Here is a 22,411-nt window from a genome sequence, read left to right on the forward strand (position 1 = left end):
CCCGGTAGATCACCCTTCACGGCGGAGCTCGCCCTCGCAGGCGAGCAGCAGCACCCCGACGCTCCAGGCGTGCGACAGCGTCAGCAGCATGCCCTTGGGCTGGAAGCAGTCGGTCTGGTAGTACCGCTCGGTGACCATGCCCCGGTAGGCGTTGAGGTCGCCGTCGTGGCGGGGGAGCAGCTGCCGGAAGCAGGCGAGGGTCTCCTCGGCGCGCTCGGCGTAGTAGGTGTCGCCGAGCGCCTCGGCCAGCTCGCGCAGCTCGGCGGTGCAGACCAGGCCGTAGGCGTGCAGGTGCTGGTTCGACGGCGACGCCTGGTCCGCGCCTCGGGTGGCGAACCCGTATGCACCCAGCATCGTGCGGTCGTCGAAGTGCACGTTGTACGTGTAGCGGAACGTGAGCATCCAGTCGGCGGCGCGCCGGGCCAGGTCGAGCCACCTCGGCTCGCCGGTGCGCCGGTGCAGGGCGACGTAGGCCATCACCGCGAGGTAGCCGTCCTCCGACGTCGGCGCGAGGCCGACGTCCTCCGGTGCGCCGTGGATGAACTCCGCCTCGACGAACCGGGCGTAGTAGTCCCCGGCCCGGCGCGCGGCGTCGAGGTACCGGCCGTCGTCGTCGAGGTCCTGCGCCTCGGCGAGGGCGGCCACCCACACCAGCCCGGCCGCCCCCTCCCACGAGAGCACCTCCCCGGACGTGGCGTCGTGGAGGGCACCGAGGTTGCCGTCGGCGCGCTGGCGGCCCGCGACCACCTCGAGGTTCGACCGGGCGGCGCGCGTCCAGGTGTCGGGGGCGGCCGGGTCGAGGGCGAGCGCTCGCAGCAGGAAGAGGGTGGCCTCGCCCAGGGTCCTTGCGTGCAGGCTGTTCGGCACCGGGCTCCAGCTCTGCCGCCACCCGGCGTCCCGGTACCAGACGCCCCAGAACGTGCCCGACGGCGAGAGGTTGGCGCAGACGTGCTCGATCACCGCGCGGGCGGCGGCGGTGCCGGCGTCGTCGTTGGTGCGCAGGCCATGGGCGAGCAGCGCGTAGGCCCACGGCACGCCGCTGACCCACCCCACGTGCATGGCCTGACGGTCCACGCTCAGCCCGTCCCTGCCCGTGACCTCCCGGTCGAAGCCGACCGTCTCCAGGAGCACGCCGGGGTCGGGGTCGTAGTGCCAGCGCAGCAGCCCCTCGGCGGCCAGGTCGGCCGCCTCCGACACTCCTACCCATGGGACGACGTCGTGGGCGGCGCGCCCGACCTCGGCCACCGCGCGCAGGATCGGGGCGTAGCCGTGCCGGTCCGGGCCGAGGACGTGCAGGACGGCGGTCAGCACGACTTCCTCCCCGGGCACCCACCGGTGGCCGGCCGTCCACGGCGGGCGCGGGGTTGCCGAGCCGACATACGTGACGGGCTCCTCGCGGTACGGGAACGTGAGGTGGACGCTCGCGGTGCCGCTGGCTGCGTCGTGGGCGAGACCGAGGCCGGTCATGCCGAGCGGGCCGCGCTCGACGCCGATCAGCGCCGCCCCGCCGCGGGTCCCCCACGCGAATACCGCCGGGGTCGCGGCGCGGTCCGCCCGGAACTCCCACCGGTCGCTGACCATGGCGTCGCGGTCGCGGTCGCCGCTGCCGCCACCGCCGTCATCGGCACCGACGGCGAAGCGCGGGAAGACCCGGTCGTTGCCGGCCGGGCGGTTCTCGCCGTAGAAGAGGCCGGGGATCAGCCACCACGGCTCCGGTGCGTCCGGTACATCCGCCCTCAGTCGCACGGTCGCCTCGCGCTCCGTCTCGCCCAGGTACGTCACCCGTACGGTGACGGCCCGGCCACCGGTCGTGCCGCCGGGCGCGGCGACCTCGAGCTGGATGCGGAAGTCGTCCGCCTCGTCCTCGACCTGCATCTGAGAGGTGTCGCCGACCAAACACGAGGCCGCGGTGACCAGGGCAGCACTGTCCGGACGCAGGACGTCGACCGCGACCCGGACAGCACCGCCCCAGCCGGCGCCGGGCTGTACCGCGGGCGCGTCCGGATCGGCATGCCTGTCTACGGCGCCGGCGCTCGCGGGCGGCTGGTCACTCATCCGGCCGGAGCTCCTGCTCGCCCGGCGAGAGCCGCTCGGCCGGCTCGGTCGCGTCCGAGGCCTCGTGGTCGGACGCCTGCCCGTCCGGGCCGCGCTGCACGAGCCGGACGACAGGCAGCGGCTCCACGCTGAGGTCGCCGCCCGACTCGCCGACCGGCCACTCGATCAGATCCACCTCTCGAACCGGGGCGTCCGGGGCTGCCGGCACCGTGAAGGTGCGGAGCTGGTACGCGCCGAAGTCCGCCTCTACGACCCGCCCGGCGACGCCCAGCTCCAGCCGGGCGCGGCCCGGCCGCCCGGTGGTCTCGACCGCGCGCACCACGAGGTCGACACCTCCGGCGTCGCCGTCGTCCTCGCTGCCCTTGATCGCCGTGACCATGACCTGGCCGCCGCCGTCGGAGGCGAAGCTCAGCCGGTCCGGCAGGACACCGTCGTGGAAGCTCTCCAGCATCGCCCGCACGGGTGACCCGAGCTCCGCGGAGCGGCGCGGCAGGCCGGCCGCGCGCAGGTCACCGGCGTGCGGGACGAGCAGGTAGGTGAAGTGCTGCACGCCCTGGTCCTGGTGGGAGTAGAAGCCGTCCGGGTCGAGCAGGCGGGGGTCGTGCCAGGAGTACACCGGGCTGCGTACCGCGGTCATCCCGATGCTGGGGCTGGGGTCCGTGGAGACGTCGAAGGCGTGCTTGGCGTTGTTGACGAGTGCCAGGCCGGCCGGCGTCGTGCCCGTGCCGGCTCCTTCCCCTGTGCCGGTCTCGACCGTGCCGCTGAGGTCGACCCACGTCTGGGCCGGCTCCTCGGCGCCGTCCACCGGCCGCTCGATGGCGGCGAACGGGATCTCGTAGGTCGCCCGGGACTCGGTCAGGGCGGTGGGGACGCGGAGCTTGAGCAGGTGCGCCTCCTCGCGCCAGTCGATCGTCACCCGGACCTCGAGCGCGTCGCCGTCGTGGTCGAGGATGAGCTCCTCGACCAGGCGAGAGCGGCCCCACGAACGCTCGATGCGGATCCGCCCACGCAGCGGACCGCGCTCGCGGACCACCACCCGCTCGGTGCGCATCGCCTCGCCCGGCCACGCGTAGGAGACCACCCGGTGGCCCCACGTGTCGGTGGGGTCCGCGCACACCACCGTGTGCTCGCCCTCGGCGCCGGCCACCAGGTCGGCGCCGGTGCGCTTGTCGAGCAGCGAGGACAGCCAGCCGGTGGCCGGGTCGATCTCCACGCGGACATGGTCGTTCTCGAGCACCGTGTCGGTGACGGTGAGCGTCCCCGGCGCCCGGCCGCTCCACGGCGCGTCCGGCGCGGCGTCGCCTGGGCGCAGCCGGTACAGGCGGTAGCCGAGCGGGGGCACCTCGGCCCGGAAGGCGACGGCGCCGCGGCCCTTGTCGTCGGTGGTGGCCGTCGACTGGATCCGCTGCGACGGCGTCCGTGCGCCGTCGGCGTCAACGACGTGCACCCCGGTGGGCTGGACGCCGTACTGCAGCTCGACCGTCGGCCGGACCGGCCAGGGGTGGGGGTTGAAGACGAGCACCGGCTGCGTCGCGGGGTCCGTGGGGATGTCGACCTGCCGGGCGATGACGTTGTGGGTGCGGGTGATGATCCGCTTCGCGATCGCGACGGCCTCGCCGAGCTGGTCGCGGGCGTCGTCGTAGGCCGGCTCGATGGCCGAGCCGGGCAGGATGTCGTGGAACTGGTTGAACAGGATCTGCTGCCAGGCCCGGGCGAGGTCCTCGCGCGGGTACGGCAGGTCCCCGGCGAGGGTGCCGACGGCGGCCCACCGCTCCGCGGAGAGGATCGCGGCCTGCGCACGCCGCTGCCAGGCCTTGATGCCGGAGTGGGCCGAGTAGCAGCCGGGCGCGTGGTGCTGCAGGTCGCCGCGCCACACGGGCAGCTCGGACATGCCCGCCGCACCGCGCCGGGCCGCCAGCTCGTCGAAGTACCGCCGCGGCGACGACATGCTCATCCTCCCGAAGGTGCCCATCCGGTCGTAGCGGTGGATCGACTCGATGTTCTCCTTCGTCGGGCCGCCGCCGTGGTTGCCGACGCCGTAGAAGATCATGACGTCGCCGAGCGTCTGGTCGACGGCGGCGAGGCCCTTGTCGGCCTGCCCGCCGACCTCGCCCCTGGGGCTGCAGTACTCGTGCGGGATCCGGTAGCCGAGCACCCGCGAGCCGTCCGGCGACTCCCACCAGAACGCCGTGCCGGCGCTGGCCGTCTCGTGCGGCCCGGGCCGCAGGAAGCAGTACGAGTCCATGCCCTGGCCGCGCAGGATCTGCGGGAGCATCGCGTGGTGGCCGAAGGGGTCGACGTTCATGCCGACCGTGGCGGTGACGCCGAACTTCTCCCTGAGGTAGCGCTGGCCGTACAGGCCCTGCCGGACGAAGGACTCACCGGTGGGCAGGTTGCAGTCCGGCTCCACCCACCAGCCGCCGACCATCTGCCAGCGCCCCTCGGCCACCCGCTCCTGGATGCGGGCGAACAGCTCCGGGTCGGACTCCTCGACCCAGGTCAGCAGCACCACCTGGTCGCAGGTGAAGACGAAGTCCGGGTACTCATCCATCCGGTGGATCGCCGACCAGAACGTCGCCCGGGCCTCCTGGTAGCCCTCCTGCCACGGCCAGAGCCACACCGGGTCGAGGTGCGCGTTGCCCACCATGTGCAGCGTGCGGTCAGGGGTGGCGGCGGGCCGCTCGTCACGCCGCAGCCCGGCCGGCTGCGGGCCGGACGGGGCGTTGGAGGTCGGGGCGACGGCGCGCGGTGCGCCGGTGGGCGTGCCGTCGACGGACGGTGGCGTGGTCGGTGGCACGTCGGCCGGCGCAGCGGGGCGCGGGGCGGGTCGGGCGGTCGGGTCGGCCGCGCGGGCCTCGTCGGTCACGGGGTCCTCGTCTCGTCGGGGTGGTCCACTGTCGGGGCGGTGGTCGGTCGCAGGCGCAGGGTGACCACCTGGAACGGGCCCAGGGGAAGCTGGACGGTGCGGCCGTCCCGGGTCAGCGGCGCGAGCGCGGCGATGTCGGCGTCGTCGCGCTCGAGGAGGTCGGTGACCCGCGCGTCGGCGACGTCGAACGAGGCCTCGACCCGCGCCGTCGCCCGGCCGCCGAGGGACTCGTACAGGCGGACGACGACGTCGCCGGAGCGGTCGTCGGCCAGCTTCACGGCCTCGACGACGACGGCCGGGTCGCCGACCTGGACCAGCGGCTCCACCTGGGCGGCGGCGCCGGTGCGGCGCCGGGCGGGCAGGTTGGCGCGGTAGCCCTCGCGGACCGCGTCGGCGACCTCGGCGCCGCACACCAGGGCGTAGCCGAGGCGGTGGTGGCCCTGGTCGGTCTGCGGGTCGGGGTAGCGCGGGGCGCGCAGCAGCGAGAGCCGCAGCGTGGTGGGACCGGCGCCGCGGGCGTCGCCCGGTCCGGGGCGCGTGACGTCGTGGCCGTAGGTGGCGTCGTTGACGACGGCGACGCCGTACCCGGGCTCGGCGACGTGCACCCAGCGGTGGGCGCAGATCTCGAACCGGGCCGCGTCCCACGAGGTGTTGGTGTGGGTGGCCCGGTGCACGTGGCCGAACTGGATCTCGGAAGTCGATCGCTCCGCGTGCACGGCCAGTGGGAAGGCGGCCTTGAGCAGGCGCTCGCGCTCGTGCCAGTCGACCTCGGTGACGAAGTCGACGCGCCGCTGACCCGCGGCGAGGGCGATCGTCTGGACGTACTCCGACGCGCCGTCGCGACGCCGCACCGAGACGACCGGGCGGGCGGGGTCGCTCGTGTCGACGTCGAGCGAGGTCACGGCCGTGACGTCGTGGCGGCGGTTGCGGTAGAACTCGTCGACGTCCCACGCGTCGAAGCGGTTGGGGGTGTCCGGGTGCAGCTGCAGGAGGTTCGCGGGCCCGGCCAGCACCTCCCGGTCCGCGCCGAGGTCCCGGACGGAGGTCACCGTGCCGTCCGGCCCGACGACGACGCGCAGCAGCCCGTTGTCGAGGACGGTGCCCTCGGGTCCGTCGTCGACGTTCACGGCGTCCCATGCGCCGGCCACGGGTGCGTTGTCGTGGAGGGGTGCGTCGGCGTGAGCGGGTGTGCCGCTGTCGACGGGTGATGCGCCGTCGGCCAGTGTGCCGCCGTGGGCGGATGGTGCGCCGCCGAGGGCGGGGACGCCGTCGCGCTCGTGCGGGGCGGCGTTGAAGACCAGCTCGGTGGCGCCGTCTCCGGCGAGCGCGTCCAGGGCGGCGTCGATGATCGCCTCGAGCTCGGCCTCGAGCCGGGCGTAGGTCTGCCGCGCCTCGCGGTGGACCCAGGCGATCGAGCTGCCGGGCAGGATGTCGTGGAACTGCAGGAGCAGCACGTCCTGCCAGAGCCGGTCGAGGGTGTCGTACGGGTAGGCGTGCCCCCGCTGCGCGGCGGTCGCCGCCCACAGCTCGGCCTCGCGCAGCAGGTGCTCGGTTCGCCGGTTGCCGCGCTTCATCTCGTGCTGGCTGGTGTAGGTGCCGCGGTGGAACTCGAGGTACATCTCGCCGGACCACACCGGCGCGGTGTCGTACTCCGCCTCGGCGGCCGCGAAGAAGGCCGCAGGCGTCTCGATCGTCAGCCGTGGCGAGCCCTCCAGGTCCGCGACGCGGTGGCTGATCTCGAGCATCTCCCGGGTCGGGCCGCCGCCGCCGTCGCCGTATCCGAACGGCAGCAGCGAGCGGGACGAGCGGCCGTGCTCGGCGAAGTTGTGCACGCCGCGGGCCAGCTCGTCGGCGGAGAGCTTCGAGCTGTACGTGTCGGCCGGCGGGAAGTGGGTGAACACGCGCGTGCCGTCGATGCCCTCCCACCAGAAGGTGTGGTGCGGGAAGGCGTTGGTCTGGTTCCAGGACATCTTCTGGGACAGGAACCAGCGGAACCCGGCGAGGCGGGCGAGCTGGGGCAGCGCGCCGGAGTAGCCGAAGGAGTCCGGGAGCCACACCTCCTCCGGCTCGACGCCGAGCTCGTCGGCGAAGTACCGCTTGCCCTGGGTGAACTGGCGCACGGTCGCCTCGGAGCCGGGCATGTTCGTGTCCGACTCCACCCACATGCCGCCGACGGGCAGGAAGCTCCCGCTGGCCACCTTCTCGGTGATCCGGCGGTAGATCTGCGGGTGGTGCTCGCGCATCCACGCGTACTGCTGTGCGGAGGAGCAGGCGAAGACGAGCTCGGGGTAGTCCTCGGCGAGCGCGGTGACGTTGGCGAAGGTGCGCGAGCACTTGCGGATGGTCTCGCGCACCGGCCACAGCCACGCCGAGTCGATGTGGGCGTGCCCGACGGCGGAGATGCGGTGGGCGCTCGTCGCGGCCGGGGCGGCCAGCACGCCGGCGAGGCGCTCGCGGGCGGCGGTCGCGCCGCCGACGACGTCGCCGACGTCCAGCTCGTCGAGCATGAGCTCCAGCGCCCGACGGATCTCGTGCCGGCGCGGGTCGGTCTCGCCCAGCTCCTCGGCGAGGCCGTGCAGGACCTGGACGTCGAGGACGAGGGCGTGCACCTCCTCCTCGAGCACGGCGATCTCGGCCCGGTCGAGCCGGTAGAGGAGGTCGTCCGGGAGGGTCTCGGGGTCCCCGAGTGCTGACACCCCGCCGTCGAAGCGAGGGTTGGCGGCCGCCTCGACGTAGATCTCGACCGCCTCGCCGCCCGCGGCGCTGCGGAGGAGCGGGACGTAGGCGGTACGCGGCTCGACCCCCTTGATGGGCACCGCGTCCGCGGTGTACGCCAGGCCCTCGCAGCGGAAGCCTGGGCCGCCGGTGCCGAAGCCGAGGTCGACCAGCAGCTCGACCCGGCGGCCGCGCATGGTCTCCGGCACCTCGCCGCGCAGCCGGAACCAGGTGGTCGACCAGGCCCTGCCCCACGGCTGCCCGACGGCGAAGGGCGCGTACTCCATCGCGATCGCCTCGGCGGCCGGGACCGGCTCGCCGGGGAGGTGGACGGCGGCCACCTCGGCGGGGACCGCCGAGCCGTAGATGGCCGGGACGAGGCGCTCGGCGAGGGTTCTCTCGATCCGTTCGGTCAGGTTCGAGACCGACCTGTGCATGACACTCCGTCGTGTGTGCTCGGGAGAAGCGCGGCGCTGCCGCGCCCGTGGGCGTTCCGAGCACGCAACCACGTGCTCGGGGAAGAGGTCAACGCGCGATGGGCCGCCCCTCGGGCGGAGCGGCGGTCGAGCCCCGGCGCACGACGAGCGCCGGCACCACCTCGGTGCGCGGCGGTGCGTCCGGTGCGGCGAGCCGGTCCAGCAGCAGGTCGACGGCGGCCGAGCCGATCGCCACGGCGTCTTGCGCGACCGCCGTGATGCCGGGCGTCACCATGGACATCCACGGCGCGTCGTCGAACGACACGAGGCTGAGGTCGTCGGGGATGGTGAGGCCCAGGTCGGCGCTCGCCCGCCAGACGCCCTCGGCGAGCACGTTGTTGGCGGCGAACACGGCCGTCGGGTGGTCCGGGTCGGCGAGGAGGGCGGCGGCGCGGGCCCGGGCGACGTCGACGTCCCAGCCGGAGGAGACCACGAGCGCCGGGTCCGGCCGGATCCCCGCCTCCTCGAGCGCCTGGCGGTACCCGGCGTGCCGGTCCCGTCCGGTGGTCCAGTGCGTCTCGTCGATGAAGAGCGCGATCCGCCGGTGCCCGAGCTCGGCCAGCCGGGTGGTGACCTGCCGCGCGCCCCGGGTGTTGTCGACGACCACGGCGTCGGAGAGGCCCTCCGCGAACTGCCGATCGACCTCCACGGTCGGGATGTCGTGCTCGCGCAGGTAGGCGCCTAGGTCGGGGGAGACGGGGGTCAGGATCGCCCCGGCGACGCGCATCTGTACGAGCGCCCGTGCTGTTGCGGGGTCGCCGGTAGGGGCGCCGTCGTCGATGAGCATCATCGTGTAGCCGCGGTGGCGAGCCTGCCGGGCGGCCCCCGCGGCCAGCTCGGCGTAGAACGGGTTGGCCAGGTTGGAGACGACCAGGCCGAGGCTGTTGCTCACCCGGCGCCTGAGGTGCTGCGCGGTCGCGTCGGGGACGTAACCGAGCGCCTGGGCGACGTCGTGGACCCGGCCGCGCACCGCCTCGGCGACGTACCCGTTCCCGGTGAGGGCGCGCGAGGCGGTCGACCGGGAGACGGCTGCCGCCTCCGCGACGTCCCGGATGGTGACCCGGCGGCCGGCGGGTGCGCGGGGCGCGGAGGTCCGGGAGGTGGCCGGACCGACGGTGCCGGCGCTCGCGGCGATGGTGCCCGCGGTGCCGCCGCCGGTCGCGGCCGGGGCGGGCAGCGTGTCCTCGCTCATGTCGCCCGCCCGGTGAGTGCCTCGTCGTAGCCACGGCTGGGCTCTCGACTGCGGCCCGGCCGCTCGGGGTCGGCGGCGGCGACCACGTCGACCAGGGCCTCGGCGTGCTGGCCGAGCCGCAGGTCGCCGATCGAGACGTCGACGGAGATGCGCGCCCGGCGCTCCGGCCGCGGCCCGGCGGTGACCCGGAACGAGGCGGTCCCGTCCTCCCCGGGACCGAGGAGGACCTGGCTGCTCGCCGGCTCCACGCCCCAGCCGGCCGGGACGACCGGCCGAAGGTCCGCGCGGTCGGCGTACCGGTGCGGGTTGTGCACGGTCACGGTCATCTCCACCGCCCCGCCCGGGGCGGTGTCCGAGACGTAGGGCGTCAGGCGGACCAGCGCGCCGTCCGCCTCCATGTCGTAGTCCTCCAGCGGCAGCAGCGCGTGGTGCATCTCCACGAGCTCCTCGCCGCGGCGGGTGAGCATGTCCAGGTAGCTCTCGTCGACCCACCGCGGCTCCCAGTGGCCGTTGACCATGAGGCCGGGCGCGACCCGCCGGTAGAGCTGGGCGGAGCGGCGGTAGTCCTCGATCCGGAACCGGTTGCGGTACTGGTAGTTCAGGATCTCCTGGCGCCCGCCCGGCACGCCGCGGGCGTCCTGCTGGTCCCCGGTCACCAGGACCTTGACGCCGTCGACCTCGAACTCGAACGCCGCCGCGAACAACGTGTGGCCCGGCTGCTCGTGCACGGTGATCTCGTACTCCTGCCACCGGAAGGTCTCGCCGAGCGGGAGCACGCGGTCGGTGGGGATCGGGTCGGGCCACTGGCAGGGCAGGTCGTGGTGCATCGGCCGGGCGAGGATCGGTGCGACGTTCTCCGGTGACCACACCTCGGTGCCCTCGACCTCGCGGAGCTGGTTGATCCCCGCGACGTGGTCGTCGTGGTAGTGCGTGGGGAGCACCGCCCGGATCTTGCCCACCCCGTACTGCTCACGCAGGGCCGGCAGCGAGGCCAGCCACGGCCGCCGTGCGGCACGGTCGGTGCCGGCCGGCATGCCGGTGGTCATGTCGTAGCCGTAGTCGATGATGAGCGCCTCGCCGCTCTCCGAGAGCAGCACGTAGCTGCAGGACATGGACGTCTCGTTCAGCAGCAGGTGCTCGGTCAGGCGCACGTACGGGTCCTCGAGGCGCAGCCGGAGGTCCCAGGGGAAGGGCCGGCGCGCGTCGACGTACGCCTGCATGCGCTCGGCGAGGAGGCCGAGCGCCTCGTCCGGGTCCGTCATCGGCTCGCCGTGGGAGGGCAGGAGGAGGTCCAGGTCCTGGCGGGCGAGGAGGTAGCACGAGAGCACGAGGATCGCCGGTCCCTCGTTCTCGGTGTACGTCCACTGCGTCGCCGCGAGCGACCACACCTTGCCGGGGGCGTAGATGAGGTCGCCGGAGAACGCGTACCGCCGGCCACCGCGGTCCAGGACGTAGGTGACCGAGCCGGTGGTGTGCCCGGGCGTGGGGTGGACGGTCAGTCTCACGCCGCCCCACGTGCCGGTGCGGTACTCCGGGACGGTGCCGGCGACCGGCACGGGGTCGAGGAGGGAGAACCGGTCCTGGCGGAGGTTGTAGTCGTTGACCAGCGTCCGGGTGGACCACATCTCGTCGACCTTGTCGAAGAGGTCGCGCTCGACCGGCGGGACGTGGACGGCGATGCCGGCGGCGACCGCCCGCGGGAGCCCCTGGCCCTGGTCGCGGTGGTGGTGGGTCATCACCACGTCGGTGAGGTGCTCGATGCCCATCTCGGCGAGGTGGTCCAGCACCATGCCGGAACCGAAGTCGATCGCCACCCCGGTGGGGCCGTCCTCGGACCGGACGACGTAGACGTTGCAGGTGTCGCGGACACGGAAGACACCGGGACCGACCTCGTCGACGGCGCTCATGTGTGGCATGGTATCGATCCCAGAGAGCCGCTACAACAACCTGCCGGCAGGGGTTCATGACGACCGAGACGCCCGCACAACCGCACATGCGCGCCGTTCTGGCCGGACTGCTGCCCCGCCCGCGCTCGGTCACCGGGGCGGCACGGCCGATGACGTACGACCGGGTCGAGGTGCGCGCCGACCCAGCCAGCCAGGACGCCGCCGTGCTGGCGCGGGCTGCCGGTGACGCCGGCGGCAGCCGGTCCGGACCTGTGCTGCGGATCGACCTCACCACAGGCGGCAGCGACCTGCCCGCCGAGGGCTACGCCCTGACGGTCGTGCCGGGCGCCGACGGACCACGGGCACGGATCCACGGCACCGACGCCGACGGCACGTGGTACGGAGTCCGAACCCTTCTCGACCTCGTGGCCGCGGCCTCCAGCGACGACCGGCCCGCCGTTCCAGAGGTCGAGCTGCGGGACTGGCCGGAGCTGGCGTGGCGCGGCACCGTCGAGGGCTTCTACGGACCGCCGTGGTCCCACGAGGAGCGGCTGGACCACCTGCGCTTCGCCGGCCGCCGCAAGCTCAACTCCTATGTCTACGCACCCAAGGACGACCCGTACCACCGGCAGGCGTGGCGCGAGCCGTACCCGGCGGACGAGCTCGCGCGCCTGGCCGAGCTCGTCGAGGTCGCCCGCGAGAACCGGGTCCGCCTCGTCTACGCCCTCGCACCGGGCCTGTCCATGCGCTTCTCGGGCGACGCCGACAACGAGCGGCTGCACGCCAAGGCGGCGCAGCTGTGGGACATCGGGGTGCGCGACATCGCGCTGCTCTTCGACGACATCCCCACCGAGCTGTCCGAGCCGGCGGACCTCGCCCGCTTCGGCGCCGGGCCCGGCGGGGCCGGCGCGGCGCACGGCTCGGTCTGCGCCCGGTTCGTCACCGAGTTCCTCGCCCCGCGCGGCCACGACCGGCCGCTGCTCATGGTGCCCACCGACTACGCCGGCCTGGAGACGTCCGCCTACCGGGAGCAGCTGGCCGCCACCCTGCCCGCCGACGCCCTGGTGTGGTGGACCGGCCACGACATCGTGGTCGGTGAGGTCACCCGGGAGCACGTCGACCGGGCCGCCGCGACCTACGGGCGCCGCCTCCTGCTCTGGGACAACTTCCCGGTCAACGACTTCGACCGGGCCCGGCTCTTCCTCGGACCGCTGCAGGGGCGGACGACGTCGCTCGACGGATCCGCCCTGGCCGGGATCAGCGCCAACCCGATGATCGAGGCAGCCGCCTCGCAGGTGCCGCTGGCGACGGTGGCCGACTACGCCTGGAACCCCGGCGCCTACGACCCGGCGAGTGCCGCCGAGCGCGCCCTGGCCGCCGTGGCCGGGCCGGACGCCGCGGCGCTGGCACCTCTGGTCGAGGCCTGCAGCAGCTGGCCGCCCGGCGACCCGCAGAGCGCGCGAGTGCTCGCACTCACCGAGGCGACGCTGTCCGACGACCCGGCGGTCGCCGCCCACGGTGCCCGCGCGCTTCACGACGAGCTCGCCCCGCTGGCCGGCGCGCGGGAGCTGACCGACAGTCCGCTCGCGACCCAGCTGCGCCCGTGGGCCGTGGCCGGCTCGCACATGGCGCAGGCGGGGCGCGCGGCAGCGGCACTCGTCCTGGCCGGTCTCGGGAACAGTGACGCCACCGTCAGCACCGACGACGTGCGCGATCTCGAGGCGGCGCTGCGCCGTGCCGAGCAGCACTACCCGAACGTGCTGCGAGACCTCCTCTCGCCGTTCGTCCGGGAGGTGCTCCGCCGTCGCGGCTACGTCGACGTCGCTCGCCCTGGCGGGGTCGGCTCGGACGTGGCTCGTTCCGAGGGCGGCCGCGCGGTGAGCAGGGGCCCGGAACCCGCACAGACCACCGGTGCCGCCGCTGGCGGCACCTCCCACCCGGCCGGCGGCGCTCGCCACGGGACGCGGGTGCTCGTCCTGACCGGACCGGAGCCGCACCCGGGCGAGGTAGCCGTCGCCGAGCTGCTCAGGAAGCGCGGCGTCGGCGTCGTCGTCGACGACGTGGTAGCCCGGACGGAACGCGCGGCCGGTACCTCGGACGACCCGCGGCGCGCGGCCGCTCCGGACGACGCGGCGACCGGCCCCGGCCCGATCGCCACCCAGCCGGCTGCGGTCGTCGTGACCCGCAGCGCCGCACCCGACCAGGCGCGCGCCGCGGCGCGGCTGAGCGTCCCGCTGCTGGCATGGGCGCACCTGGTCGACCTCGGACTCGCCGGCAGCTCGGGCGTGGAGCTGCGGGGCGAGCACGCCGACGTCATCGCTCCGGGACACCCGCTGGCCGGCGGTGCGCAGGGGCGGGTCCGGTTGTTCCCGGGCCCGACGAGGATGACGTGGGGCGAGCCGGGCCCGGCGGCCCTGGTGGTGGCCCGGACCATCGAGGAGGGCCGGCCGACGATCTTCACCTACCGAGCTGGCGACGCCCTCGCCGACGGCAGCACAGCCCCGGCAGACCGGACGGCGGTCTTCCTGGCGCGGGAGGCGCTCGCACCGTGGCTGCGCGCGCCCAGCGGCACCGCGCTGGTCGAGGCGGCGCTGGACGAGCTGGTGCCCGCCCGCACGTAGCGCCGGTGACGTCTCAGAGCCCCAGCACCTGGCCCTCGTCGCGCAGGACGTCCTGGACGTCGGCGACGTCGACCGCCTGGACGTCGCGTCCCGTGCGCACGGCTGCGGCGGCCGCGACACCGGCCGCGTGACCGAGCATCTGGTACTGCACCTCCATCCGCACCGACGAGAAGGCGACGTGCGAGGCCGAGACGCACACCGGCACCAGCAGATTCGTGCAGTCTTCGTAGCGCGGCACGAGCGAGCGGTACGGGACCGCGTACGGCACCACCGGCACGGACAGGTAGCCCTCGGTGAACACCATGGCCACCGGGTTCGGGTGCTCGTGCACCCACCGCCACGTGCGCTGCACCTCGCGGACGTCGAGGTGGTAGGACCCCATCGCGACGACGTCGCCCTGGCGACGCCCGGCCAGCAGGTCGTGCTCGGTCAGCACGTACTCGCCGACCATCCGGCGCGCCTCGCGCACGTAGAGCTGGTGCGGCAGGTGGTCGGTGTCGGCGAACTCCTCTCGGGGCAGGCCCCAACGCTGCATCTCTGTGCGCACCGGCGCGGGCACCGCCGGGTCGTGGGAGAGGAACCACAGGAAGTCCTGGGCGTGGTGGAGGTGGTGCAGGCGGATCTCCTCGCGCCGGGCCGGACCGGCGTCCGGATACTCCCAGGCGGACCCGTCGAGCACGCTCAGCGAGAACGGCCCGAGGGAGTTGGCGTCGGACTTCCCGTGCGGGAGGTTCGGCTCCAGCCCGATCAGCCGGCCCGCCGACACCTCGACGCCCTGCCCGGCCCAGTGGTGGAACAGCCGGCGGCCGAGCTCCCAGTGGGCCTCGTCGTACCCCGGCCGGCGCTCGAAGGGAATGCGGTCCGGCGCCGTCGTCAGGCAGACGCGGTAGCCGTAGGACATCACGCCGCCGTCCCCGGCGCCGACCGGCGCCATCGGTCCGGGGCGGATCTGGGGCAGTAGCGGACCCTCGCGGTTTCCGACCGGGTCGCCCACGAACGGGGAGATCCACGGCGGCATGGTGTGCCGGCCGGGCACGAGCTCCTGACGGCCCGCGTACCGCTCGCCGTGCAGCGTCCGGTCCTCGCGCCCGACGGCGTAGGGCACCCCCGCGGCGGCGAGCAGGTCCCCCTCGTAGCTGGCATCGACGAACACCCCGGCGGAGAACGCCTCGTCACCGGCGGTGACCGACCTGATGCGCCGGTCCGGCCCCACCTCCGCACCGGTGAGCCGGCGCCCGTGGAGGACGGTCACGCCGACCTCCTCGAGCCCCCGGTCGAAGATCGCCTCGGCGACGTGCGGCTCCGGACCGGCGTACGTGCCGGGCGCGACTCCGTAGTGGTCCGCGACCGCCTGCCGGAACCTCCCGGCCATCCCGCCCACCACCCGCGGATCACCCATGTCCGTGTACCCCAGACCGCCCGACGTCATGCCGCCGACGTGGTGCCCGGGCTCCAGGAGGAGCACCTGGGCACCGTGCCGGGCGGCGGCCACGGCCGCGCAGACACCGGCCGACGTCGCGGCGTAGACGATGACGTCCGCGGAGGTGATCGTGCGCGGCGCGCGCGCTGCAGCCGTGCTTGCCGGACCCAGGTCGGGGCCGGCGTGCTTCGGCGTCGCCGCGTCGTCGTCGTGCTCCCTCACCGCCGCACCCCCGCCGTCGTACGTGCCCGGTACTCGGCCCAGGACCTGGCGACCAGCGCCAGGTCGGCCTCGGTCAGCGGCTCTCCGGAGCGGTCGATCGCCTCCGCGTAGTACAGCGCCGGGACGCCGAGGTCGGCCTGGGCCTCGACGTAGGAGCGCCACTGCGCCCGGTCGGGCATGGGCCACTGGTCGGTGTCGACGAGGTGCCTAGGCATCGTCGCGGAGACGACGGCGTGCCGGAAGCGCAGCTGGTCCGCCACCGGGACGACGCCGGTGGCAGGGTCGCGCTCGAGCACGTCGTTCAGCCGCACCATGTCGCACACGTCCGCGAAGGCCGGGTGCGGCGTGTGGGTGATCATCAGCGCGTCGGGCTTGGCGGCCTTCATCGACCGGTACATCGTCGCGAGCATGGTGTGCAGCGCCGCCATGCCCCACACACCCTGCGGGGAGCGGGCGCCCCGGCCGGCGGGACCGGGATCGCGGTCGGCGCCGGGGGCGGTTGGGGCGGGGCCCGGGTCGGTGGGGGCGGGGACCGGGTCGGCGCGGGCGGGGACCGGGTAGGCCCGCAACGACCGGCCTGCCGGGGCCCGCTGGGTGAAGTCGACCTTCACGCCGTCGGCGTCCAGGCCGTCCGGCCCCACCATCTGCGCGACGGTCCGGGCCAGCCTCTCCAGGTAGGCAGGGTTGCCCGGGTCGACGGCGACGGGGGTGCCGCCGGGGTCGCGCACGCACTCCCCGGCGGGGACGCCGTCGGGATCCCACGCCTTCCACCACAGCAGCACCCGCTGCCCGGCGGCGTGGCGCGCGGCGATCCAGGCGCGCAGGTCCGCCCAGTGCTCGGGATCGGGCTCCCCGCAGCCGTACCGCGACTGCCAGCGGTCGTCGAGGACGACAGTGCCGGGGACGACGTCATGGGCGGCCAGGTGCTCGAGCACCTCGTCGTAGAAGTCCTCGCGGGCCATGTCGGCCGCCACCGCCACCCCGGCCGGGACGACGGCGGGCGCGAGGTCGGCGAGGAAGTACGGGTGGGAGGGTGGCGCCCCGGGCAACGGCGCGCGGGCACACTGGGCGCCCCAGCCGCAGAAGATCGGCTCGCGCCACCACGCGGCCGGCTCGTGGACGGGGCCGGCGGGCGCGAGGCCGTGCCGGACGAGGTCCTCGCGGTTCTCGGTCAGGGCGGTGAACGGGTCCGCCGTCGGGCTCAGCACGAGGGGAGGTGTGGTGAACTCACCGCGCACGCGGGTGTGGCCGTCGTAGTCCAGCCGCAGCAGGAACCCGCCGTCGACCGGCTCGTAGCGCAGCTCGGTGAACGTCATCTTCTCGATCCCGGCCCGCAGCGCCAGCGAGAGCCAGCGGCCGGCGGGCACGTCCGTCGCGTGCGCCGCCTCCTCCCGGCCGAGGACGAGGCACAGCGGGGGAGGGGAGAAGACCGCGTGCAGCCGGCCGGCGTGGGCGTCGCCTACCACCCCCAGCGTCGCGGCCGAGTGCGCCGGCCGGACCACCTGCACGGGCTCGGTCGGGGTGGGGCAGAAGACCGACCGGTACTCGATGGAGGACCGGAAGGTGCCGGCTGCGCCGCTGGCCCGGACGCCGCGGCCGCCGAGGAGGCTGACGTCCGCGAGGTCGCCGTCGCCCCGGACGGTCACGGTCAGCTCCAGGGAGGTGGGGCGGCAGACCAGGCGCACCTCCTTGTGCTCCCACACCGAGCTGCTCGACACCGCCACCACCGTGACGCCGTCCTCGCCCCTCTCGACGACGGCGGGACGCGCCGCGTACGACTCGTCCACGCCGTCGGCCCGGTCGACCGACGCCGTCAGGCTCAGGTGGGACCAGATCCGGCCGTCCGGGTCGGCGAGGACCGCCTTGGGCGGGTCGTGCCGCACCTCGAGCACGTACGTCTCGGCGGTGACGGTGGTGGCGCCGGGGCTGGTGGTCAGGTCCATGGGTCTCCGGGTGTCAGGAGCCGGCCGTCAGGGCCCGGTGGGCGGGCGGTCGGCTCGTCGGTCGGCTCGTCGGTCTGCCCCTCGGTCGGCCGTACCGGGCGGGTCAGCCGTACCGGGCGGGTCAGCCGTACCGGGCGATCACCTGCTCGGACGGCATCCGGCCGGTGCGGGCGAGCTCGCCGTAGAAGCGGCCCGAGTCCTTCACCGTGCGCCGGCCGGTGGCGTAGTCGACGTGGACGAGGCCGAAGCGGGGCCGGTAGCCCATCGCCCACTCGAAGTTGTCCAGGAGCGACCAGTGGAAGTACCCCCGCACGTCCACCCCGGCGGCGATCGCCTCGGCCATCGCCTGCACGTGCTCCCGGAGGAAGGCGATGCGTCGGGTGTCGTGCACCAGGCCGTCGTGGGTGGGTGTCTCGCCGAAGACCCCGCCGTTCTCGGTCACCAGGATCGCGGTGCCGGGGTGGTCGCGCCCCAGGCGCAGCAGCAGGTCGCGGAAGGCGGCGGGGCTCACCTCCCACCCGGCGTCCGTCCGCTCGACGTCGCCGCTCGGCGGCACCACCTGCCAGGGGAAGGGGCGCCCCGGCCCGGTGGCCGCGGCTGCCATGACCCGGCGGGTGTAGTAGTTGACGCCGAGGAAGTCGCTGCGGCCGGCGATCGCCGCCTCGTCGCCGTCGCGGACGAAGTCGAGCGGGCCGACGGCGCGCTCCCAGTGCTGGCGCATGTCGGCCGGGTACCCCTGCCCGAGGAGCGGCTCGAGGTACCAGCGGTTGACGTAGCCGTCGGAGCCGTGCGCCGCCTCGACGTCGGCGGCCGAGTCCGTGGCGGGGTCGCACGGGAAGAGGCTCAGCGCCGCACCGACACGGCCGGCGCCGTGGCCGCGGATGACGTCCGCCGCGGCGCCGTGGCCGAGCAGCAGGTGGTGCCCGGCCGTGACGGCGGCCCGCAGGTCGGCCACCCCGGGGGCGTGCAGACCGAGCTGGTAGCCGAGCAGCGAGACGATCCACGGCTCGTTCTGGGTGATCCACCACGGCACCCGGTCGCCGAGCCGGGCGGCGACGGCGTCTGCGAGCCCGGCGAAGGCGTCGACGCTGCCGCGGCCGGTCCAGCCGCCGTCGGCCATGAGTGCCTGGGGCATGTCCCAGTGGTTGAGGGTGAGGACCGGGGTGACGCCCCGAGCCAGGAGCGCGTCGACGAGGCGCTCGTAGTGGTCCAGCCCGCGCTGCTCCACCGGGCCGGCGCCGTCGGGCAGGATGCGTGCCCAGGAGACGGAGAAGCGGTAGGCGTTCAGGCCGAGCTCGGCGAGCAGGTCGACGTCGTCGGCCCACCGCCGGTACGACTCGCACGCGCGGGAGCCGTCCGCGCCACCCTCGACGGCACCCGGGCGGCGCGCGAAGACGTCCCACACCGACTCGCCGCGCCCGTCGACGTCCTGCGCTCCCTCGATCTGGAACGCCGACGTGGCGGCGCCCCAGAGGAACCCGGGCGGGATGCTCATGGTCAGACCGGCGTCGACGATCCTCGATCAGCCCTTGACGCCCGTGGTGGCGATGCCCTCGACGAAGTGCCGCTGGGCCAGGAAGAACAGGATGACCATCGGGATGGTTGTGATCACGCTCGCGGTCACGACGATCTCCCACTGCGACTCACCGCCGAAGCCGAACTGGTCGAGCATCGCCTTCAGGCCGCGGGGCACGGTGAACGTCGACGAGTCCCGCAGGTAGATCAGCGGCGCCATGAGGTTCGTCCACGACGCCTGGAACTCGAAGATGAGCGTGACGATCAGGGCCGGTTTGCACAGCGGCATCGCGATCCGGGTGAAGATCGTCCAGTTGTTGGCGCCGTCGGCCCGGGCGGCCTCGAAGAGGCTCCGGGGCAGACCCAGGAAGAACTGGCGCAGCAGGAAGATGTAGAAGGCGCTGCCGAAGAGGTTGCCCGCCCACAGCGGGGTGAGGGTGCCGACCATCCCCAGCGCGTTCCAGATCAGGAAGACGGGGACCATCGTCACCGCGCCGGGCAGCATCATCGTCGCCAGCACGACGCCGAACAGGGTCTTGCGCCCGCGGAAGCGGAAGTACGCGAACCCCCACGCCACCATGGCGCTCGCGAGCGTCACGGCGGTGGCCGCCAGCACGGTGACGATGACCGTGTTGAGGATCCACAGCGCCAGCGGCGCCTCCTGCCACACCTGGATGTAGTTGTCGAAGGTGAAGGTGTCCGGGATGAGCTTGTTGTCGAACACCTCGCCGCGTGGCTTGAACGAGGCGCTGATGAGCCACACGAACGGGTAGATGAACAGCAGGGTGAAACCCAGCATCAGCACCGCGAGGACGATCTTCACGACCAGCGGCCGCTTGGAGCGGTCCGGGCGGAGCTCGTAGGTGGAGGCCGGGGCGACGGCGCGACCCGCCGCGTCCGCGCGCGGGTCGGTTGCCAGCGATGCCATCAGTCGCCCCCCTCGTAGTACACGTAGCGCTTGCTCACGACGAACTGGATGGCGGTGATGACCATGATGATCACGAACAGCAGCCAGGCCAGTGCCGACGCGTAACCCATCTCGAGGAACTCGAACGCCTGCTGGAACAGGTAGATCGCGTAGAACAGCGCGGCCTCGTTGCTGTAGGCGGAGCCGAAGTACGCGGTGTAGGCCTCGGTGAAGGACTGGAAGCCGGCGATCGTGTTGACGATGACCAGGAAGAAGATCGTGCCGCTGATCATCGGGATGGTGATCTTGACGGTGCGCTGCCACCAGTTGGCGCCGTCGACGCGGGCCGAGTCGTGCATCTCGGCGGGCACGTTGCGCAGCGCGGCCAGCAGGATGATGACGGTCGAGCCGACCGACCACAGGCTCATGCCGATCAGGCCGGGCTTGATCCACGGACCGTCGGTCGTCCAGTTCGGCCCGTCGATCCCGAAGAAGCCCAGCACCTCGTTGACCAGGCCGTTCTGGCCGTTGAACAGCAGCAGGAGCATGACCCCGACGGCGACCGGCGGGGTCATGTTCGGCAGGTAGAACGCGGTGCGGAAGAACCCGGCCGCCCGCCCGACCTCGTTGAGGAGGATGGCGAGCGAGAGCGAGAAGATGATCTGCAGCGGGACGAGGATGGCCGTGAAGAACGTGGTGTTCCACAGGGCCGTGCGGACCTTGGGGTCCTCGACCATCTCGCGGTAGTTGTCCAGCCCGATGAACTCGGGTGCGTTGATGACGTCGTAGTCGGTGAGGGACAGGTAGCCGCTGTAGGCGATCGGCCAGACGGTGAAGACCGCCGCGCCGATGATCCAGGGGCTGATGAACAGCAGCGCCGCGCGGAGGTTGCGGCGCTGCTTCTTGCGCAGCGCCGGGCGCACCTTCTCCTTGGGCTGCCGCCCCCGACGGCCCCGGCTCTCGCCGGAGACGTCGGGGGCACTCGCGTCAGCGATGGCAGCCACTGCTCAGCCCTCGTCCCAGGCTTCCCAGCCCTCGTCCAGAGCGGCCTGTGCCTCTTCCTGGGCCCGGTCGAGGGACGTCTGGACGTCCTCCTGGCCGTTGAGCACGCGGTTCACCGCGTCCTCCCAGGCGGTCTTGAACTCGGCGTCCGCCGGGCTCGCGGTGTAGTTGAACGCGTAGTCGTTCGCCTCGTACATGGCGTCGATGGCGGTGTCCCACTTCTCGTCACCGGTGGGCTCGATCATCTCGCGCACGGCCTCGTCCGCCACGGTGTTGCCCGTGAGGATGCCGGTGAACGTGCCGCCCTCCTCCTGGCGCAGGGCGATGCGGGCCTCCGCGGCGGCGATCCAGCTGTCGACCTCCGTCATGACACGTGCGAACCGGCACGCGGCCTCCGGGTTGTCGCCCTGGGTCGGGATGGCCCAGGCGCTGCCGCCGGCGTAGGCCAGCGGGGTGCCGTCCTTGCCGACGTAGGCGTCGAACGCGACGGGGGCGTCGGGCGACTCCTCGTTGAGGACGTTGATGTACCACTGCTCCATGGGCATCGCGCCGAGGGTGTTGGTCGCGAACTGGTTGCCGGCACCGAAGAAGTCGGCGGTGTCGCGGTAGGCCTTGACCGGGCCGAAGCCGCCCTGCGCCTCGTAGAGGCCGACGGCGTACTCCAGCGCCTCGACGACTGCCGGGTCGTTGAGCTGGGCGGTGCGCGAGTCCTCGGAGATGAGGTCGGTGCCGTTGGACCGCGCCCACAGCGGGAAGAACTCGGGCAGCTTCGGGTCGTAGCCGATGACGCTGATGTTGCCGCCCTCACCCTGGAAGATCGCGTCGTTGGCTGCCGAGAGGGCGTCCCAGTCCGAGCCGTTCACGTCCTCGATCGTCAGGCCGGCGCCCTCGAGGAGGTCGGAGTTCGCCATCGTCACCTGGACGGTGTTGAACTCCGGGATGCCGTAGACCTCGTCGTTGAAGGTGACCTGGGCGAGCGCGTTCTCGCGGAAGTTGTCGACCTCGATGCCCTCGCCGGCGATGCACTCCGTCAGCGGCATGATCGCGCCGCGCGAGGCGAAGGAGCCGATCTGCTCGCGACCGGTGTAGATGATCTCCGGCGGGTTCCCGGAGGCGACCGAGGTGAGGAACTGCTGGATGTCGAGCGCACCCTCGACGTGCTGGATGCTCACGCCGCTGCCCAGTGCCTCCTCGGCCCGCTCGAACCGGGCGGTGGCGACCTCGTCGCCGAGGCCGAAGCCCATGATCTCGAAGTCGCCGTCGAGCTCCGCCTCGGGGTCGTAGGTGACGCCGCTGCCCGCGGTGCCGGTGCCGTCGTCGCCGGGGTCGTCACCGCCGTCGCTCGTGCCCTGGGCACAGGCGGTCAGGGCCAGGCCCAGGGTGAGGACGACTGCCGCCCCCCGCGCGTGTCGGACTCTCATGTGCTTCTCCTCTGGGATCGGCGAGGAGCGCGTCCTCGGCATCGGGATCGAGACGGGAGCTGCCACGACGCGACTCTCCTGCGAGCCGACGCCGGACCGGCACCGCTGCCGGTGTATGGGAACGTACTCACACAGTCCGGGTCGGTCAACGACTTGTTGCTAACGATCCG

General features: G+C 73.5%; 12 protein-coding genes. 1 reads left to right on the top strand and 11 read right to left on the bottom strand.

Annotated elements, in window-relative coordinates; all coding sequences use genetic code 11:
* Nucleotides 1–9 precede the first annotated feature (9 nt).
* The 5 genes from GD748_RS05655 to GD748_RS05675 all read right to left on the bottom strand — a co-directional run bounded on the left by GD748_RS05655 (nt 10) and on the right by GD748_RS05675 (nt 11,211).
* Nucleotides 10–2,055: a hypothetical protein gene (locus GD748_RS05655; RefSeq protein WP_152194149.1), complete on the bottom strand. Its 2,046-nt coding sequence runs from the start codon at nt 2,053–2,055 to the stop codon at nt 10–12.
* Nucleotides 2,048–4,921 carry an alpha-mannosidase gene (locus tag GD748_RS05660; RefSeq protein WP_226920791.1) on the bottom strand — a complete coding sequence of 958 codons (2,874 nt, stop codon included), beginning with the start codon at nt 4,919–4,921 and terminating at the stop codon, nt 2,048–2,050. The genes GD748_RS05655 and GD748_RS05660 overlap by 8 nt, the downstream gene beginning before the upstream one ends.
* The gene (locus tag GD748_RS05665; protein WP_152194150.1) at nt 4,918–8,073 is read right to left on the bottom strand and encodes an alpha-mannosidase; all 3,156 of its coding nucleotides are present in this window, start codon (nt 8,071–8,073) and stop codon (nt 4,918–4,920) included. The genes GD748_RS05660 and GD748_RS05665 overlap by 4 nt, the downstream gene beginning before the upstream one ends.
* An 88-nt stretch (nt 8,074–8,161) precedes the next feature.
* Complete coding sequence (locus tag GD748_RS05670; RefSeq protein ID WP_193312829.1) at nt 8,162–9,304, bottom strand: LacI family DNA-binding transcriptional regulator; 1,143 nt, start codon at nt 9,302–9,304, stop codon at nt 8,162–8,164.
* Nucleotides 9,301–11,211, bottom strand: coding sequence for an MBL fold metallo-hydrolase (locus GD748_RS05675; RefSeq protein WP_152194151.1), 1,911 nt, complete (start codon nt 11,209–11,211; stop codon nt 9,301–9,303). The genes GD748_RS05670 and GD748_RS05675 overlap by 4 nt, the downstream gene beginning before the upstream one ends.
* A 56-nt stretch (nt 11,212–11,267) precedes the next feature.
* Here GD748_RS05675 and GD748_RS05680 point away from each other — a divergent pair, with 56 nt between their 5' ends.
* Nucleotides 11,268–13,811 carry a beta-N-acetylhexosaminidase family protein gene (locus tag GD748_RS05680; RefSeq protein WP_152194152.1) on the top strand — a complete coding sequence of 848 codons (2,544 nt, stop codon included), beginning with the start codon at nt 11,268–11,270 and terminating at the stop codon, nt 13,809–13,811.
* Nucleotides 13,812–13,824: 13 nt separating this feature from the next.
* Here GD748_RS05680 and GD748_RS05685 read toward each other — a convergent pair whose 3' ends face one another.
* The 6 genes from GD748_RS05685 to GD748_RS05710 all read right to left on the bottom strand — a co-directional run bounded on the left by GD748_RS05685 (nt 13,825) and on the right by GD748_RS05710 (nt 22,241).
* A complete protein-coding gene (locus GD748_RS05685) occupies nt 13,825–15,453 on the bottom strand; it encodes an FAD-dependent oxidoreductase (RefSeq protein ID WP_226920792.1) in 1,629 nt (542 codons plus the stop codon).
* Complete coding sequence (locus GD748_RS05690; RefSeq protein WP_152194153.1) at nt 15,450–17,396, bottom strand: alpha-amylase family protein; 1,947 nt, start codon at nt 17,394–17,396, stop codon at nt 15,450–15,452. Before GD748_RS05690 ends, GD748_RS05685 begins: the two co-directional genes overlap by 4 nt.
* A 121-nt stretch (nt 17,397–17,517) precedes the next feature.
* Nucleotides 17,518–18,891 carry a GH1 family beta-glucosidase gene (locus GD748_RS05695; RefSeq protein WP_152194154.1) on the bottom strand — a complete coding sequence of 458 codons (1,374 nt, stop codon included), beginning with the start codon at nt 18,889–18,891 and terminating at the stop codon, nt 17,518–17,520.
* 27 nt (nt 18,892–18,918) lie between these two features.
* Nucleotides 18,919–19,839: a carbohydrate ABC transporter permease gene (locus tag GD748_RS05700; RefSeq protein ID WP_152194155.1), complete on the bottom strand. Its 921-nt coding sequence runs from the start codon at nt 19,837–19,839 to the stop codon at nt 18,919–18,921.
* Nucleotides 19,839–20,741, bottom strand: coding sequence for a carbohydrate ABC transporter permease (locus tag GD748_RS05705; RefSeq protein ID WP_152194404.1), 903 nt, complete (start codon nt 20,739–20,741; stop codon nt 19,839–19,841). Before GD748_RS05705 ends, GD748_RS05700 begins: the two co-directional genes overlap by 1 nt.
* A gap of 84 nt (nt 20,742–20,825) precedes the next feature.
* Nucleotides 20,826–22,241, bottom strand: a complete 1,416-nt coding sequence (locus tag GD748_RS05710) for an extracellular solute-binding protein (RefSeq protein ID WP_152194156.1) — start codon at nt 22,239–22,241, stop codon at nt 20,826–20,828.
* Nucleotides 22,242–22,411 lie beyond the last annotated feature (170 nt).

The organism is Georgenia subflava (assembly GCF_009193155.1).
GTDB classification, from domain to species: Bacteria; Actinomycetota; Actinomycetes; order Actinomycetales; family Actinomycetaceae; genus Georgenia; species Georgenia subflava.